The sequence below is a fragment of the Bradyrhizobium sp. MOS001 genome (assembly GCF_004634465.1).
Lineage (GTDB): Bacteria > Pseudomonadota > Alphaproteobacteria > Rhizobiales > Xanthobacteraceae > Bradyrhizobium > Bradyrhizobium barranii.
The window spans coordinates 21,025-37,568 of record NZ_SPVJ01000020.1; the positions used below are offsets into that span (position 1 = coordinate 21,025).

Annotated in this window: 15 protein-coding genes; 8 read left to right on the forward strand and 7 right to left on the reverse strand. The window is 60.2% G+C overall.

All coding sequences use genetic code 11. The annotated features are described in order from the left end of the window. Nucleotide 1: 1 nt before the first annotated feature. The 6 genes from CT676_RS23450 to CT676_RS44180 all read right to left on the reverse strand — a co-directional run bounded on the left by CT676_RS23450 (nt 2) and on the right by CT676_RS44180 (nt 6,655). On the reverse strand, nt 2-1,456 hold the full coding sequence (locus tag CT676_RS23450) for a lipopolysaccharide biosynthesis protein (protein WP_135215490.1): 1,455 nt from the start codon (nt 1,454-1,456) through the stop codon (nt 2-4). 93 nt (nt 1,457-1,549) lie between these two features. Continuing rightward, the gene (locus CT676_RS23455) at nt 1,550-2,626 is read right to left on the reverse strand and encodes an acyltransferase (protein ID WP_135215491.1); all 1,077 of its coding nucleotides are present in this window, start codon (nt 2,624-2,626) and stop codon (nt 1,550-1,552) included. After that, a complete protein-coding gene (locus CT676_RS23460; protein ID WP_135215492.1) occupies nt 2,623-3,720 on the reverse strand; it encodes an acyltransferase in 1,098 nt (365 codons plus the stop codon). Before CT676_RS23460 ends, CT676_RS23455 begins: the two co-directional genes overlap by 4 nt. A gap of 89 nt (nt 3,721-3,809) precedes the next feature. Then, nucleotides 3,810-5,120 (reverse strand): hypothetical protein, encoded by a 1,311-nt coding sequence (locus CT676_RS23465; protein ID WP_135215493.1) that lies wholly within the window; start codon nt 5,118-5,120, stop codon nt 3,810-3,812. Nucleotides 5,121-5,131: 11 nt separating this feature from the next. Beyond that, nucleotides 5,132-6,376, reverse strand: coding sequence for an acyltransferase (locus CT676_RS23470; RefSeq protein WP_244623246.1), 1,245 nt, complete (start codon nt 6,374-6,376; stop codon nt 5,132-5,134). A 111-nt stretch (nt 6,377-6,487) separates the two neighbouring features. Then, nucleotides 6,488-6,655 (reverse strand): hypothetical protein, encoded by a 168-nt coding sequence (locus CT676_RS44180; protein WP_167768125.1) that lies wholly within the window; start codon nt 6,653-6,655, stop codon nt 6,488-6,490. Between the two features lie 14 nt (nt 6,656-6,669). Here CT676_RS44180 and CT676_RS23475 point away from each other — a divergent pair, with 14 nt between their 5' ends. From CT676_RS23475 to CT676_RS23505, 7 genes are all read left to right on the forward strand, one after another. Continuing rightward, entirely contained in the window at nt 6,670-7,374 is a 705-nt protein-coding gene (locus CT676_RS23475) for a class I SAM-dependent methyltransferase (protein ID WP_135215494.1), read from the forward strand. Between the two features lie 259 nt (nt 7,375-7,633). After that, complete coding sequence (locus CT676_RS23480; RefSeq protein WP_244623258.1) at nt 7,634-8,902, forward strand: O-antigen ligase family protein; 1,269 nt, start codon at nt 7,634-7,636, stop codon at nt 8,900-8,902. Continuing rightward, nucleotides 8,886-9,593: a hypothetical protein gene (locus CT676_RS23485; RefSeq protein WP_244623248.1), complete on the forward strand. Its 708-nt coding sequence runs from the start codon at nt 8,886-8,888 to the stop codon at nt 9,591-9,593. Before CT676_RS23480 ends, CT676_RS23485 begins: the two co-directional genes overlap by 17 nt. Nucleotides 9,594-9,742: 149 nt before the next feature. Beyond that, nucleotides 9,743-10,390: a transglutaminase-like cysteine peptidase gene (locus tag CT676_RS23490; protein WP_135215496.1), complete on the forward strand. Its 648-nt coding sequence runs from the start codon at nt 9,743-9,745 to the stop codon at nt 10,388-10,390. A gap of 372 nt (nt 10,391-10,762) precedes the next feature. Then, nucleotides 10,763-11,317, forward strand: coding sequence for a hypothetical protein (locus CT676_RS23495; protein WP_135215497.1), 555 nt, complete (start codon nt 10,763-10,765; stop codon nt 11,315-11,317). Between the two features lie 19 nt (nt 11,318-11,336). Then, nucleotides 11,337-13,562: a GNVR domain-containing protein gene (locus CT676_RS23500; protein ID WP_135215498.1), complete on the forward strand. Its 2,226-nt coding sequence runs from the start codon at nt 11,337-11,339 to the stop codon at nt 13,560-13,562. Then, nucleotides 13,546-14,343: a hypothetical protein gene (locus CT676_RS23505; RefSeq protein ID WP_135215499.1), complete on the forward strand. Its 798-nt coding sequence runs from the start codon at nt 13,546-13,548 to the stop codon at nt 14,341-14,343. Before CT676_RS23500 ends, CT676_RS23505 begins: the two co-directional genes overlap by 17 nt. Before the next feature lie 86 nt (nt 14,344-14,429). Here CT676_RS23505 and CT676_RS23510 read toward each other — a convergent pair whose 3' ends face one another. Continuing rightward, complete coding sequence (locus CT676_RS23510) at nt 14,430-15,854, reverse strand: undecaprenyl-phosphate glucose phosphotransferase (protein ID WP_085402144.1); 1,425 nt, start codon at nt 15,852-15,854, stop codon at nt 14,430-14,432. A 345-nt stretch (nt 15,855-16,199) separates the two neighbouring features. Here CT676_RS23510 and CT676_RS23515 point away from each other — a divergent pair, with 345 nt between their 5' ends. Continuing rightward, a complete protein-coding gene (locus tag CT676_RS23515) occupies nt 16,200-16,523 on the forward strand; it encodes a hypothetical protein (protein WP_167768126.1) in 324 nt (107 codons plus the stop codon). Nucleotides 16,524-16,544 lie beyond the last annotated feature (21 nt).

Genomic DNA, 16,544 nt, shown 5'->3' on the forward strand with positions numbered 1-16,544 from the left:
ATCAGGCCGGCTGCGCTACCGGAGCCCCCTGACGCCGCGAGGAAACGAGCGATCGCATCGCGGTCAGATGGGCGACGATCGCCTTCCGCCAGCCGAGATACACGACCAGGACAACGGCGAAGTAGGTTGCACTCGCCTCCAGCCAGGTCACGAACGTGTCGGGGTCCGGGCCGAACAACATCCAGACCGCTGCAACACCGAGGCAGCTTGCGGCCGTCGGCGGCAGGAACGCATTGACCAGCGACATGCCCGACGCCCTGATCTTGTAGAAGACGACCCCGAGCGACAATGCGGCCAGCGCCAGGCCTGTCACCGCGTAGCCAACCGCAAACACATGCAGGCCGTAGGGCAGCATCAGGATGAACACAGCGAAGGACACGACGCTGTTGATGACGCTCAGGTTAAAGTTCAGGCTGCCCTCGCCGCGCGCGAGAATGACCGAGCCGCTGTAGGCGGCAATCGACTGCACCGCCCCGATCGGCGCGAGAACCTTCATCAGCCAGATCGCCTCGTGCCATTTGGGATCCAGCAGATGATCCACCAGATATCCGGTACCGATGACGAAGTAGAACATTCCGGGAAAAGTGAGCAGCGCGGTCATGGCCATGGTCGCCATGGTCAACGATGATTTGCTTTCCTGCACCAGGCCGGCCTGCGGACCCAGCGCCGACATCAGCACGCCGCTCGCCGGCCACGCCAGGACGACCAGCGGCATGATCATGAACTGGTTCGCGAAACCGTAGAGACCGACGCTTGCCGCCCCCAGATAGATGCCGATCACGATGGGGCCGGAGGTGCGCGCGAGAAAGTTGAGCGCGTTGGTCAGCAGCACCCAGCCGCCAAAGGCCATCAGCGGCTTCAATCGGGACCATCCGAAATTGAGCGTCATCTGCTTTCGGACGGTCACAGTGAAGGCGATGGCCCGCACCAGATGCATGGCGATCTGATAGAGCACCAGCGCCATCACGCCGACCCCGCACAGGAGCGCAATCAGATAGCAGATGAACCCTATTGCCACCGCCGAGCCCTCGATCGTGGCAATCCTCTGATAGTCGAGGTGGCGCTCGAGCAGGGCGCGGGGCGCTACCGCCGCGACGGCAAAGACGATCGAGAGCGAAAGTCCGGCCAACACCGACGTCAGCCCTTCGAGATTGGACACGCTCGACAACGTCGGCCCGCTGACACAGATCAAAATAGCCAGCAGCGTCCCGAACAGCGTGATCAGCGTTGCCGCCGCGCCGACCTGCCTGCCGTCGAGATCCGGATGGCGCACGATTGCGCTGGAGAGCCCGAGGTCAGTCAATAGCGCAATGAACAGAATGAACGACATCGAGAACGCGACCAGCCCATAGTCGTGCGGCGTGATGAACCGCGCCGAAATGATATTGATCGCAACCTGGGTCGCGGCCCGGCTGATGTTCACCACCGACATGAACGACACACTGCGGATCATCATGTTTGGACAACCTCGAACTCTTTGCTTGCCCGCTGGAAGCGTGAAGCAGGATTTGGCGACGCTGCCTTCGCAGGCAACCGGAAAGGGATACGGTCAGGCACGCTGCTGCAGCTCTTCGGCGCGAAGGGTTGGCGTCCCCCTCAGCATCCAGTCGAGCCTGCGACGCAGCCCCACCTCGATGAATCTGTAACTCAATGCCGACGCGACGAAGGCGGTCGGCAGGCCAATCGCGACAAAGCCGCCCCATAGCAGCCACGGATTGACGCCGGCCGCGACGAATTTAGCGCCGAGCGCCTGAAGCGGATACAGCGCGAAGGGATGAACCAGATAAAGGCTGTAGCTGATTTTCCCGGCATATTGCAGGGACGGCGAGTCCAGCAGCGTTGCAACGCCGGAACCCGGACTGAGAACCATCGCGAACAGCAACAGGCCGGGTAGCAGCGCCGGCAGCGCGTGCAGGTATTCGAGTGAACCATACATCACGATCACGCAGGCCGCCCCGGCGAGCAAGCCGGGCCATCCTGCGATCGCGAGTCGGAAGGTCACGCGGCTGAGAATCATGCCGATCCCGAAGAACGCCGCGTTCGGGCGATAGGCAACCGCCGCGACGGCAACGCCGATCAGCAGCCAGGTTATGAACCAATTGCCACCCCGCCGCGACGCGAAGATCACCGCGAACCAGATGTAGAAGGCCCATTCATAGCTCAACGTCCAGGCATTCTGCTGCCCCAACGGCAGGCCGAGCGCATCAGGCAGGAACAACAGATTGGCGACGAACACCTCGATATAGGTGACGACGTCGATACCCTTGAAGAACTTGTATCCGACGATCGGCCCGATCGTGAACAACGCGACATGCAGCACCACGAAGACTGGCAGGATGCGCATGCAACGATCATAGAAGAAGGCCGAGACATCACCGTGGCGCACGAGGCTGGCCGGGATCAGATATCCGCTGATCATGAAGAACAGCTCGACACCATGGCCACCCGTATTTGCGATCGCATGAAACCACGGCGGCAGAGAGGGTAGAAATCCCGCCAATAGCGGCATGACGTACATGTGCACGAGCAGGACGCTCAACGCCGCGACGCCGCGCAGCCCCTGGATCGAAGGGATAAAGCCGCCAGTGCTCGCGCCCGTCTCGCTCGATTTGGCCAATGCACTCATGCCACGCTCCGCTGCGCGGCCGGCAACGCTCCGGCCTCGTCGGCTCGCCGTGACCGGAACTTCCGGCCAAACGCGATGGCCGGCTTCTCGACTAGGACGTAAGTGACCCAACTGAGCAAAGCGGTCGAAGCCAACACCCCGACAGTAAAAAGCAGCCACTGCGGAAGATTCTCGCCTGCCCCGAAATAATGCAGGGTTATCGTCAGCACATAGACCTGCATCAGGTACATCGAATAGCTGATTCGGCCGGTGAAGCTCAGGATTCCCGAGGCAAGGCGATCGCCAAAGCTAGCGAAAAGGACGAACACCAGCCCCGCGGCGATATAGGCCGAAGCGATCGAATAACTGTAGAAGAAGTCCTGATAGGCCGCCCCGTAAAGGCGGTGGAAAATCTGGACCGCGAACGCGCAATACAGGCCAAGACAAATCGCGACATGCCACCACCGCAATCGCTTCGCCATCACCGTGTCGCGGATCACTTTGCCAATCAGCATCGCGTCGATATTGAGGACCACCTCGAGGAGGCGCGACACGATGCGCTGCTCAAACATCAGCGGCAGGACGATGCCCGCCACGGAGAGCGCGACGACGATAGCGAAGGCGGCGGCGCTGCGCTGAAGCAGACCAAGGGTGAAAAGAACAACACAGCCGATGTAGAAGATCAGCTCGATCGCCAATGTCCAATGCGCGACAACCATATTCGGCACCCCGACGAGATTCTGGAACATCGTCAGGTTCACGCCGAGCTGCCAGACCGGAAACTCCTTGGCTTCGGTGACCGGCAGAATTGCGACCGCCAGAATGATCGACAGCCAGTACATGGGATAGAGCCGAAAAAAACGGCTGACAGCGAAATCCCGAACCGGCGTGGAGCTGTTGGGAAAGCTGAAAGGCACGACGAAGCCGCTGACAAAGAAGAACAGCACGACGCCGAAACGGCCGAGATTGAAATAATATCCGATCAGGCCATGCAGAAGCCCTTCATATGCCCCGGTCTGCCCCGTGAGCACGATTTTCTCCAGCACGTGCTGAACGATCACGCTGAGAACGGCAATTCCGCGCAAGGTGTCGACAAAGGCCAGTCGGCTATGCATCTAAGTTCCTTCGTCGCCAGTTAGCGCCCACGCCCGCCGACCGGCCTCGCCGATGTCGGGCTCGGCCCAGGCCAGGCACTTACCCAACATCAACTGACAGGCCGCATGGCCCCAACCGCAGTTCCGTGAAGCGCCGGCCCGTCACTTCTCCGAGCCCCCTGAAGCACGCCAGTCATTCGCTTCGAGAACACCTCGCTGAAACCCACCGCGATGACCAGAAGGCCGGTTGCAGGTCCATAGCTGAGCACCGTGATCGTGAAGATGTTCATCACGAAGATCATCGACAGCTTGTAGACGTCCGTGATGCCACCCGCGGCGCGGAAAACCATCCACATGAAGATGACGAACGGGAAGCCGAACATGATGTAGGTGCCGATGTAAAAATTATCGACCGGCACCCAATAGGCCTGCAGGTTCGAGAACAATTGCTGCGGGTAGTTGAAGCACCCGATTCCGCATCCGGTGAAGATCCCGATCGGCATCAGCTGACCGAGATAGACGAACGGCAGCTGCCAGCTGTTGTTGATGCGATCCTGCATGCTGAAGAAGAACCCGTTATGGCCCGGCGCGAGCTCGACGCCAGTCAGCAGCAGAATGAGCGTGGGCGGGATCAGAATCGCCGCGAAGGAACTCAGCGTGAGCCTACGAAGCGTCGGCAACTTGCTCTGCTCGGGCAGCGCGCGCACGACGAGAAGACAAAGGATGTAGATGCCGAGAACGACCATCGTCGTCTTGCTCGTGGTGAGGCGTATCGCATAGAGCGAAGTGATGCCGAACAGCAGGACCCAGAGCACGCTCTTGCGAATCGAGGTCATGACGAAGGTGATGAGGATGAAGAAGGCGGCCATCGTGTTGTCGGCGGCGAAGCCCGAAATCCGCTGTTCCGCAAAAGCCCACCAGAGCCGTCCGGCTTCGCGCGTCGCACCGAAGGATTCGTACTTGAAGCCCACCCAGGGGAACGTCCAGTGCGAGGCGAGAAGCACGCCGACCAGCGAGATGTAGAAGGTCGACGCGATGACCTGAAGCAATCTCCTGTTGGAACCAATGTCGCTGTCACAGAAGCAGAAGCCCGCGAATACCGGGATCATCATCTTGAACGCCGACAGCATGGCATTGAACGAGCCCAGAAAGAAGTAGCCGATGATCAATGACAGGACGATTTGCAGCAGGACGAGGACGGCCACGACGCTGCGGTTCTGGATGATGCACCGCTGAATGAAGAGACCGACGCAAAACACCGCGACGATATCGGGCGTGAACCAGAGCACCTCAACGTGAAAGATGCTCGTATAGTACCGCATCGCTCCGCCGAAAGCGTCCCGGATGAAGTAGAGCGCGAGCGCGATCACCTCGATGCGAAACGCGAGCGGAACGGCGGCATTGTCCTGTTGTGGCGTCACCTCGCGCCCTCCTAGCTCAAGCGGCGCGAAGTTTGAACGGACTGAGCCGTCGAAAACGACGGCTCACGTTGCAACAATCGACGGACGAATTTCCCGCCTGGAATCTCGACCAGCCGATAGGTAAAATCCGAGAGCACGATGACAGCGGCTATGATGACGCCATAAGTCAACGTTGACGCCAATCCCGGGCGGATCGAATCGAGCGCCTCGATCGGCCGCGGCCCCACGACGCGGACCGCGTACTCGGCGAGAAGTATGACGAACGCGTGCACCATATAGATCGAGTAAGAGCGGGCGCCGAGCCAGACAAGCGGCTTGCTCTCGAGGAGACGCGGCAACAATGGAGCCTTGGGAAAGGCCATCAAGCTGGCAAGCAGGAGGGCAAACACGAACGGAGCTGCGAAGCTGGCGGCAGGATAGTTGCTGACAAGCACGACCAGGCCGAAGCTCGCGACCAGCGAGCCAACCTGGAGCCCGAATTGGTAGATGGGCGACTTGATCTTCGAGAGGGGACCGACGAATCGAACAACGAGGACGCCGAGAAAGAAGCTCAGGAGACAACGGAGCATGCCGAAATCATACTGAAGGCCAAGCGCCTCCTTCTGCAGCACGAAGACGATAATGATCCAGTTCCCGACAACCATGATTGCCGCGGTCGCATAGAGAACCGTCCGCGAATTCAGGCGCTGCGCAAACAGCAGCAACAGCCCAAACACGATGTAAGTATAGAACTCCACGCTGATGCTCCAGCTCGGTCCATTCCAGCTGAGGTAATCGACGAACCCAAGCGAGTGGAGCAGGAATACGTTCAAGACGAACGTATAGGCGGTGTTGACCTCGAATTGCCAAGGCGTGACTGTAAGCAGGCCCACAGTCACCAGACCAATCCGTGCGAGCCGAAAGACGAGGAGCGCAACCAGCATCACGATGTGGAGCGGATAGATCCGCGCCAGGCGACGAACCATGAAATCGCGGAACGAGAATTTTCCGAAGTCCGCATCCGTGTAGCTCATCGAAATCACGATTCCGCTCAACACGAAGAACAGATCGACGAACAGCCACGCATTATGGAAGAAGGCGCAGTCGAACCACGCCTTGTTGGAGAAGGCGGCGAGGAAGATCTTCATCAGAATGACATGATGGATCGCGACTGAGAGCGCTGCGATTCCTCGAATACTATCCAGTGGGAGATAGTGCGGTTTAGGCTTGTGCGTAGACTCCATCACTATCCCGTTGCTTAATTTGCTGCGTTGCAATATTCTAACTTTTGAGCTCAGTTTTCAATGAGAATCTGAGTTTCGGCACACGCGATTTGTTGAACGGGAATGCCAAGGTCACGATTAACGTTGATGCGCACGGAACGACAGTCAGCACCATGTTCCGCCACGCGAGAATGTCGATCGATGCCCGGCTGGCACGAGTTCTGAATAGCGAATCCAATGCAATGCGAAGTCGATCCTGACGTGAGCGAGATTTCCATTGTCCTCGACCAGCAACGAACGGTAGACGTCCACATGATCGATCAGCCGCAACATTGGGAGAATTCCTAGTGGCCTATTCTTCCATGACGATTGGGAACACCAGCTCCATCAAGCGCTGGAGCCATAATTCGCGATTCACCAAGGCATTGAGCGTCATGCCGCCGGCGGAAAACGATCGCATCCTCGATTTCGGAACGGGAGATGGGCATCTTGTCGGCTTGCTCAAGGAGCTATGCCCCTCCGTCAGCGTCTGCGGCTTCGACCCGCATCTGGACGCAATGGCAAATGAGGTGAAACAACGGTTTCCGGATGTCCAATTTGTGCGCGAGCGCGACAGCATCGTCGGCGGTCCCTACGACAAGGTCTATTGTCTCGAGACGCTCGAGCACTTTGTCGGCCCTCCTCTCATGGATATCGTCACTTTCCTCACGCAGCAGACGGCTCCGAACGGTCACATCCTCGTCTCGGTGCCGATCGAGATCGGACTCTCTTCCCTGCTGAAGAACCTCTTTCGCATGGCTGCGGGCCAGCGCCATCGCGGCACCACCTGGAAGATTGTCTGGGATTCCTTCATCGGCAATACGGCTGCAATCGCGCGGCCGCCGAGCGAGACCGGCTGGATCTCTTCCCACCTCGGATTCGATTTTCGTGTGATCCCCGTCTTGTTCGCAAAATGTGGTTTCGAGGTGGAATCTTTCGGCTACTCGCCGATTCCACTGCCAACCCACATGATTAACAGCCAGGTGTTCTTCCGTTTCGCGCGAAAGGCGTAGCACCATCTAGCACCCGTCCGAGGGGACGGTTGCCGCTCCCCCGCCCCGACATTGAAATCAGCGCTTCCTGAAGGCGCTGATTGATGCTTAATGCTGCACATTGCCGCGGACGGAGGTCCGCGAACGGGATCGATTGCCGCTTGCGGGGGACTACCAGCTGAACACCGTGTCCAGGATCTTGGCTCTGGCGGTTGTCATGCTGGCGCCCCTGCCGCTCGGATCCACCGACCAGATCTGGATCTGTATCTGGTGCGTGCTGATGGCCGCCAGTCTGGCGACGGCCGATCTTGACGGCGTGGCCCGCGAGGATGCGTGGCTGCTGATGCCTTTACTTGCCACGCTCGCAATGATTGCGGCGGTCGTCGTCGTTCAGGAATGGCGCGATCCGCCGTTTGAGCTCGGCAACCCGGTCTGGCAGACCGCCTCGAAATGGCTTGGTTCGCCGTCGTCCAGCCGCGTCTCGACGACCGTCAACGGCCCGTGGCTGGCGGTGGGCTATCCACTTCTCCTTGCGATGGTGCTTATCCGCGCATTCGTGATTTCAACTGACGCGAGCAGCGCCCGCCGGCTCCTCCTGCTCCTTGCCTGGGTCGGCTGCGCCTACGCGGTCTACGGCATCCTTGCCGAATTCGGCGACCCCAACGGCCTCCTGTCGAGACGGAAGGAAGCCTATCTCGGCTACGCGACCGGCACCTTCGTCAACCGAAACACGGCCGCAATTTTCTGGGGCAGCAGCGCAATCTTGTTTCTGGTCCCGCTGGTGCGCTTCGCGCATCGCCGCGACCTTCCCGATGCGCCGGCATCGCCCCGCCTCTCGGATCGCGTCACATTCTATTCATCTTCGCCAGCCGCGCTCGGCATCGGCTTTGCGATCTGCCTGACGGCAACTGCGATGACCGGTTCTCGCGCAGGACTGCTGCTGTCGATTTGTGCATTTCTGCTCGCCGGCGTGCTCTATCTTGCGCCGTTGCCGCTCGGCAATCTGCGGAGATGGGCGCTTGCCGGGGGCGCAGCCGTCGCGGCGCTGCTGATCCTCCAGCTTGTCGGTGGCGCCGTTGCCGGACGAATTGGCACTTACGGCCTGATCGATGAGCAGCGGCTCGGTGCCTATCAAAGAAGCGTAGCCATCATCCGCGACTATCCGCTGCTCGGTGTCGGCTGGGGCAATTTCGAGACGACGTTCCCGGCCTACCGGACGGCGGAGCTCGGCAGCCTTGGAGTGTGGGATCGCGCCCACTCGACTCCGCTCGAGCTCGCAGCAGAGCTTGGTCTGCCTGCCGCAAGCCTCGTCGTGTTATGCTGCCTCTGGTATATTTACCTTTTGTTAAGAAGCAGCTTGCGGCGAAAACGCGACCGCTACATACCCATTGTCGGCGTCAGCGTAGCGGCGCTCGGGCTGGTCCATAGCTGCATCGACTTTTCGTTGCAAATACCTGGCTTCGGGATCTTTTTTGCTGCCATCGCCGGTTGCGGACTTGCCCAGTCGATTCCGTCCGAACTACGGAAAGAACGTGGCAAGTTTGAATAAAATGAACTATAAGAGCCAAGAAATTCTGGTGGTCATTATGCAGTTTCGAAAAATTTTGCCTGTCATCCTCGGCGCTACTGCGTTGCTCGGCACAGTTTCCCCGTCGTTCTCAGCCACCGGAAATAGCTCACCCTGCGGACCGAATGCCAACGTGGTATCGGCGGAGAAAGCGAACTCGTTTCTCTCGAATCCCGCAGCGTTGCTCGATCAATTCAAGGATGGTCAGGGCGGCCTTGCCTCGCAGATTCGCGACTTTTTGACATCGCGACCGGAAACCGTCGAGGGTATCGTTTCGCTGGCAAGAGCCAGCAACGAGGACCAGAGCCGCGCCATCGGTGCGGGTCTTGGAACTGCCGCTTCCGTTTGTGTCCTGTCGCAACCGGAGGTGGCTCAGCGCATTCAGGAAGCGGTCCTGAAGACGGAGAATCCGCCGCTGATCGAATCCTTCACCGGCATCACCGGCGACATCAAGACGGAAGCGACCAACGGCGCTGATCCCACCGGCGAGACGACGACCGGCGGCGGGGGAGCCAATTCAGCCGCCCCAGAGCGTGGCGGTGCAGCGTCGAACACTGCGCCGACGACGCTCAACACAGCTGGACCCGGCGCAGCGTCGCAGACGCAGACGCAGACTTTGTTCACCGCTGCTGCCACGACGACGACGCTGACTTCAGTCAGCCCGTCCCGCTAGCAATTCCGGGCGGAGAAATTTTAACCAAACGAATGTTCCGGGAACCAGCCACCGGAATCAGCTAAAATTGTAATTGTCTGCAAAACCCGAACCTAATTGGTTCGTTGTATCCCTAGCGCCAAGAAGAATGGCGAATAACGGGGATGACTATGAGCTGGATTTTCAGATCTTTCCTGGCGGCTGGGCTCGCTTGCGCTGGCGCTGCTGCCAAAGCCGACACAATCGTCGAGACGCCCTCAACGGCCGTGGCTGGCTCCTTCATCAGCGAGTATGACAACGCCCTCGCACCGCTGCAGTTTGTGAAATTCTGCATGAATTACGGGGCGGAGTGCGAGCAGGATGCGACCGCGGACCAGCAGACGCTGCCTTCGGGCGAACGCGCGCGGGACATGCTTCGCGAAGTCAATCGCGCGGTGAACGATGCCATCACGCCGATGAAAAAGCCGACCAGCCCGATGCTTGCGCATTGGACGGTGTCGCCCGACGCCGGCGACTGCAATGACTACGCCGTGACCAAGCGCCACCGCCTGATCGCAATGGGCTGGCCGAGATCGGCGCTGCGACTTGCGGTTGTCCTCACCGAAGGCGGACAGGGCCATCTGGTTCTCGTCGCGCGGATGAGTGATGGCGACATGGTGCTCGACAACCTCTCCTCGTCGGTCCGCCCCTGGAGCACAGCCGGGTATCAGTGGATTTCGATGCAGTCCGGAAGCAATCCTCGCTTCTGGGTGGCCATAGGTGAGCACGGTGCACATCTGCGCGCCAGCCGCCCCGCCTCGGTGCGGACCCCGTCCTAAGACACAACGCTGCAACAAGCCTTTCTGATCGGTCCCGATCCTCGTCGGGGCCGATCAACGCGTTTGTGACGTATCGTGTAGCCTGGCCACGGCATTTGGCGGGCATGGATGCCCGGGGAGCAACCACGTTTTCGAAATCCTGTCACCCGCACGTGCTACGCCGTGGCGCGGATTTTGCTGCTCTGTTAAGAGGCGACTCTCGTGTCACCGCCTGCCCAAAGGGATTGCGGCAAATCGAAAAATTTCTTGGCAGAATGCATCGTTTCCAGCTAATTTTGCACCGCACAAAAATTTGACATACTTTATGCGCATCAAGGGCTTCTCGTAGGACTTCCGGCGCAGTCGACGAACGTAAGTGGAATGGAAGACAATTTGCCTCAGACGATCATGGACGCTAGCCGCCGATCGATCGTTCCGATCGTCATGGCGGCTGCTATTCTGTGTGCGATGACCAGCAGCTCCGATGCGCAATGCGTCACGCGTTCGGAGCGGGCAGCACAGATCGCCATCGACGCCTTCGTCGCCGAGCCCAGCTCGCTCCTGGTTCAGTTGCGCAGCGAGAAGGAAAAATTGTCGGGCCGGCTTCAGGGCTATCTGGTCAGCGACATATCGGTCCTCAAATCGGTGCCAGCCCTTACGCGGGCCGCGACCCAGGCCGACCGCGCCTCGATCGGGGCCGCGCTGCACCGGGCTGAAATTCGCTGCCGCTCAAGCAAGCCGGAGTTTGCACAGAAAATCGGCGATTTCGTCGGCAAGCTTCACGACAGCGCCGTGCTCGCAGGGTATTCCTCCGAACCGGATGACGCAGCGCCGTCGCCTCCGCCGACGACAGCCAACCTGCCTGCCCAATCCGGGTCAGGCCTGATGTCGGGCGAATTCAAGACCGACATCGCCGATCCTTTCGCCGCCATGCCGCTTCCCGAATAACCCTGCGAGCGCCCGACAGATGTTTCAACCTCGCGACCAATTCCAGCCCCGCGCCAAATACGCCATCGAGCTCGGCGGCACGACTCTCAGCGTCGACCGGGTGTTCGACATCCTGCGCCGGCAATGGCCGTTGATCGCTTCGATTGTGGGCGCCGCACTGGCGCTCGTCGTCGCCTACCTGCTGGCGGCGACGCCGATGTACACCGCGAATGCCCGCATTCTCATGGATACGAGGCAGACCCAGGTCCTCGACAAGGACAGTGGCCAGTCGAATGCCCTGATCGATACCGGCTTTGTCGACAGTCAGGTCGAGATCATCCAATCGGACGATCTGATCCTTTCCATCGTTCGCCGTCTGAAACTCGCGGATGACCCCGAGTACAATGGCTCGCAGCCCGGGCTGCCCGCACTGGTCATCGGCAAGCTGATATCGTTACTCGGATCGGACGGTCCGGCATCGAAAGACAAAATCGAGCGCAATGCGGTCGAAACCATTCAGAGGAACCTCAAGGTCGAACGCGTTCTGACCACCTATGTGCTGTCGGTGTCGTTCCGCTCGATGAACCCCGACAAGGCGGCAGTCATCGCCAATGCGATCTCGGACGCCTACATCGTCGGGGCACTCGAGGCCAAGTACCAGTCGACCAAGCGGGCCGGAGAATGGCTGCAGCAGCGCAGCGCCGAGCTGCGCGAACAGGCGACCGCAAGCGACCGCGCCGTGCAGACGTTCAAGGCACAGAACAACATCGTTGGCACCAGCCGCGGCCTGATGAGCGAGCAGCAGCTCGGGGACGCCAACTCGCAGCTCGTGACTGCGCGCGCATCGACCGCCGAGGCCAAGGCTCGCCTGGACCGGATCGAAGCGCTGCTCGACAAGGATCTGGTCCAGCCGACCGTGACCGACGCCCTCAACAACACCGTGATCACGCGTTTGCGCGCGCAATACCTCGATCTTCAGGCCCAGTATGCCGACTGGTCGACCCGCTACGGCAAGACGCATCAGGCGGCGATCAATCTGGCTAACCGCATGGAGGAGTTGCGCAAGTCGATGGCCGACGAGGTACGGCGCATCGCTGACGCATACCGCAGCGAATACGAAATCTCGAAGAGCCGCGAAAAATCGCTCGAAGACAATCTCAACAATCTCGTATCTCAGGCCGGCAGCACCAGCCAGGCGCAGGTCAAGCTGCGCGACCTCGAGAGCGCGGCCGACACCTATCGCAATCTTTACAACAGCTTTCTCGAGAAGCTGCAGAACGCGACGCAAAACCAGAGCTTCCCGATCAGCGAAGCGCGCATTATCGGCACGGCGGTCAAGCCCGACAAGAAGAGCTCGCCGAAGACCGTGCTGGCATTGGTCGGCGGCCTGTTCGGCGGATTGTGCTTCGGCTTCGGCGCCGCCTTCGCCAGGGAATTGCTGAGCGACGTGCTGAGGTCGCCGAGCGACGTCGAAGACCTGCTCGGCGTGAAGTGCCTTGGCGTGCTTCCGGATATTCGTGCCACCGGCCAGCTTGTTAAGGCGGCGGACGGCTTGACGGTGGATGCCGTGATCTCAAATTATGTCGTCGACCACCCGTTCTCACGGTTTGCCGAGACCCTACGGAACATCAAGGTTTCGATCGACGTGGCCCGGCTGTCCCGTGAGGTCAAGGTGATCGGAATCCTGTCGTCCTTGCCCAAGGAAGGCAAGACGACGGTTTCAGCCAATTTCGGGCATCTGACCGCGCTGACCGGCCATCGCACACTGCTGATCGACGGCGACCTCCACACCCGGTCGCTCACACGCGAGCTCGCGCCTCACGCCAAGTCCGGCTTGGTCGAGGCCCTGAAGGATCCTCGTTCGTTCGGATACCATATCCAGCGCAGCAAGGAGAGCGGGCTGGACTTCCTGCCGTCCTTCGTCGCATCGCGAATGGTGAACTCCGCAGACGTCATTGCGTCGAAGTCGATGGCCGACCTGCTTGCAGTGGTGCGCGAAGAATACGAATACATCATCATCGACCTGGCGCCGGTGATGCCGGTGTCGGATGCCAAGGCCGTCAGCCACCTCGTCGACGCGATGGTCTATGTGATCGAGTGGGGCCGCACCAGCCGCAACGCGCTGCAGGAATCCATGGCAAGCTCCGAAGGCATCCAGAAGAAGGTGCTGGGTGCCGTGCTCAACCGTGCCAATCCGAAGATGCTGAAGCGGATCGAGGCCTATAAGGGCTCGCACTACGGCAGCTACTATGTCGAAGGAGCCTAGTGCGTCAGTAACGCGCCAGCGTTCGGATCGAGCTTACCGCCGGGTCCTGCTCGGTTCAAACATCACTATTGCAGTCTGCGCATTGGCTTGGGTCGCATCTGTCGCGCCCAATCTGACGTCTCCGGCGATCCCGCAGATCGCTGGCCGGATTTCGCGCGGTGAACGATACGATCTCGATCAGCTCAGACAGATCATCGCGGAGAACCTGCCGGCTGCGCGACGCCAATGCAGCGTCAAGAGCATGCGGGAGCTTCTATTGCTGCAACTGGCCATCGCCGATGAGTCGATGCGCAGTGACAGCATGAAGCAGGCGGATGCCGACACCGAAGCTGTTGCTTCCGCCAGCCGTGCGTTGCTGCTCTGTGCTCCGTCCGAAGGACTTGGCTGGCTTGGCAGCTACTGGTCGGCGATCCGTCAGGAAGGCTTTGGACCGCGAACGGCGGCCTTCCTCGGCCATTCCTACAAGCTCGCACCTCATGAAGCCTGGCTCCAGCTCATTCGTGCACCGCTGGCCCTTCGGGTCTACGGCGCGCTGTCGCCGGAACTGCGGGCCGGCGCGGTTCAGGACTTCGCGGACGTCTTTGGGGCACGCCTCTTCCCGAGCGCGGCCGCGCTTTATCAGGCGGCAGCGGTGGGGGCCCGCGCTGATCTTCTCAATCTGACTTGCGACGCCCCTGAAACAGACCGGGAGCTGTTTCGCGGTTACGTCACGGGCAAGGGACTGCAACTGCGTCACCCCTGCTACCCGACTGACGAACGGCCTGCCTATCAAAGGGATTAGCGCGGTCCCGCTCTGATTGCGAAGATCGGGTACGCCGGTCAACTAAACCCGCGCGTTCCGGAGGCGGGAGGCAATTCAGAAGGAGCTCAGTAGGCTTCCTGATGGATCAGCGCCAGCGCGGTCTTCAGGATGATCCTGAAGTCGAGCCAGATGCTCCAATTGCTGACGTACCAGATGTCGTATTCGACCCGCTTTTCCATCAGATCGATGGTCGGCGTCTCGCCGCGGAAGCCGTTGACCTGGGCCCAACCGGTCAGGCCCGGCTTCATGTGATGCCGGTACACGTAGTTGCTGATGATCGGATCGTAGTAATTGTCGTGCGCGAGCGCATGCGGGCGCGGCCCGACCAGTGACATCTCGCCGCGCAGAACGTTCCAGAGCTGCGGCAGTTCGTCGATGCTGGTCCGCCGCAGCGCACGGCCGACACGGGTCACCCGCGCGTCGCTCTTCGTCGCCTGCGTGACCACATGACCGTTCTCCGCCACCGTCATCGAGCGGAACTTCCAGATATCGAATTGCTTGCCGTTGAAGCCGCGCCGGGCCTGCTTGAAGATCACTTTGCCCTTGGAATCGAGCTTGATCATGATCGCAGCAGTGATCAGCAGCGGCGCCAGCAGTAGAAGCGCGAACGAGGCAAGGCCGATGTCGAGGCAGCGCTTCTGCGCCTGCTCGAACACGCTGAGCGGCGCGCGCTGGATCTCGATCGCGACCGTGCCGCTGACGGGCTGGAACGGACGCGAGACCAGATCGGCGATCGGGAAATCCGGCAGAAGGCGGATCGGCTGGGGGACAACGCGCAGATGCTGGCTCAGCTTCTGGAGAAGCGGCATCTCGTCCCAGTCGATGACCAGGAGATATTCTTCCACATCCGCCGTGCGCGCCTGACGGGTGATGTCGCGAATCTCGTGATCCCAGCCCGCGCCCTCTTCAGACGGATCGAGCACGAAATGTCGCACGACGTTGAAGCCGTGCTTGCGCAGATCCTTGAACCGGGTCGAGGTGAAATCGAGAGGCTTGAGGCTGAGCAGCACGACCTTGCGGTCCACCAGACGGCCCTTGGCGTAGCTGGAGGTCAGCGCCAGGCGCCACAGCACGCGCAGACCGCCCAAGGCGACGCCGCCGGTCGCGGCGAACAGCAGCGTGGTTCCGCGCGACAGATCCGCGGACGATTTGAGCAGGAACGCCTCGACGGCGAGAATGGTGAGCGAGATCAGCCAGACCGCCAGGGCCTTGCGCAGCTGCCAGACCGTGTTCAGCAGACGATGGTGATCGTAGACGCCCTGGAAGTAAGCGATGGTCACGAACACCGCGCCGACGACCAGGCCTGCTCCGACGGATGAGTCCTGCTCGATCACGAGCACGCGATACAGGCCGCTTGCTACGAAATAGCTGAGCAGTACGGCGACGAAGTCTCCGGCGATCAAAGCCACTTGCAGGGGTCTTTGGAGGGCACCGCGTCGGTTCGAGATAACCGAATAATAGTTTTCCGAACCGTAAGTTGCTACAGCCATCCGAACCTCGCTGCCTCGTCACCACTCGCAATCAGAATTGCGAGCAAATCGATCTAATTTTTTCGATGTGCGCCGAAGTATATCTTAACTAAACAAAGCGACATTGCGGCAGTGCACCGAAAAAATCAAATCGATTTTCATGCAATGCAGCGTCGCAGCAAAACAATGCTCAAACTACTGTCACACGCGTGACAATTAAGCGGGCATCACGCCGCGTTTCGCACCAAATCGCGTCATTTTCGCACAGCATTGTCGCGCGCATTTGAACGGCTGTTCAACCATGCCGCTTAAGCCGTTATTAGGCCGCGGCCATTAACACTCGTGACCAATTCGAGGAGTTGCGTCGTGAGTACGGTTGCCATTTTCAGTCTGCTGATCGGATCGTTGCTGGGAGGCCGATTCCGCATCTTCATCCTGCCGCCCGCCATCGTTCTCGGTGCGACGATCCTCGGTGTGGGCTCCGCCTGGCAGGGACATGATTCAGCTCACATCGTTGTGACGATTCTCGTCTTCGCGTCGGTGCTCCAGCTTGGCTATTTCTGCGGCGCGGTTCTGGTCCGCGCGCGAGCGGCCGCCTATCGCGGCAAGGCCGCACCCTCGTTCGACAGCGGCAACTCGGCCAGCCTCGCGCAAGCTTGGGGACGGGTGATTCGCAACGCTGGTGAATGATCGGGCAGGCGCAGGCTTGCC

What these genes read in the sequence shown, in the direction of transcription:
- CT676_RS23505 (WP_135215499.1), top strand. Translation starts at nt 13,546, where the DNA reads ATGTCGAAGGAGCCTAGTGCGTCAGTAACGCGCCAGCGTTCGGATCGA.
- CT676_RS23510 (WP_085402144.1), bottom strand. Translation starts at nt 15,854, where the DNA reads ATGGCTGTAGCAACTTACGGTTCGGAAAACTATTATTCGGTTATCTCG.
- CT676_RS23455 (WP_135215491.1), bottom strand. Translation starts at nt 2,626, where the DNA reads ATGAGTGCATTGGCCAAATCGAGCGAGACGGGCGCGAGCACTGGCGGC.
- CT676_RS23450 (WP_135215490.1), bottom strand. Translation starts at nt 1,456, where the DNA reads ATGATGATCCGCAGTGTGTCGTTCATGTCGGTGGTGAACATCAGCCGG.
- CT676_RS23500 (WP_135215498.1), top strand. Translation starts at nt 11,337, where the DNA reads ATGTTTCAACCTCGCGACCAATTCCAGCCCCGCGCCAAATACGCCATC.
- CT676_RS23460 (WP_135215492.1), bottom strand. Translation starts at nt 3,720, where the DNA reads ATGCATAGCCGACTGGCCTTTGTCGACACCTTGCGCGGAATTGCCGTT.
- CT676_RS23490 (WP_135215496.1), top strand. Translation starts at nt 9,743, where the DNA reads ATGAGCTGGATTTTCAGATCTTTCCTGGCGGCTGGGCTCGCTTGCGCT.
- CT676_RS44180 (WP_167768125.1), bottom strand. Translation starts at nt 6,655, where the DNA reads ATGTTGCGGCTGATCGATCATGTGGACGTCTACCGTTCGTTGCTGGTC.
- CT676_RS23480 (WP_244623258.1), top strand. Translation starts at nt 7,634, where the DNA reads ATGGCCGCCAGTCTGGCGACGGCCGATCTTGACGGCGTGGCCCGCGAG.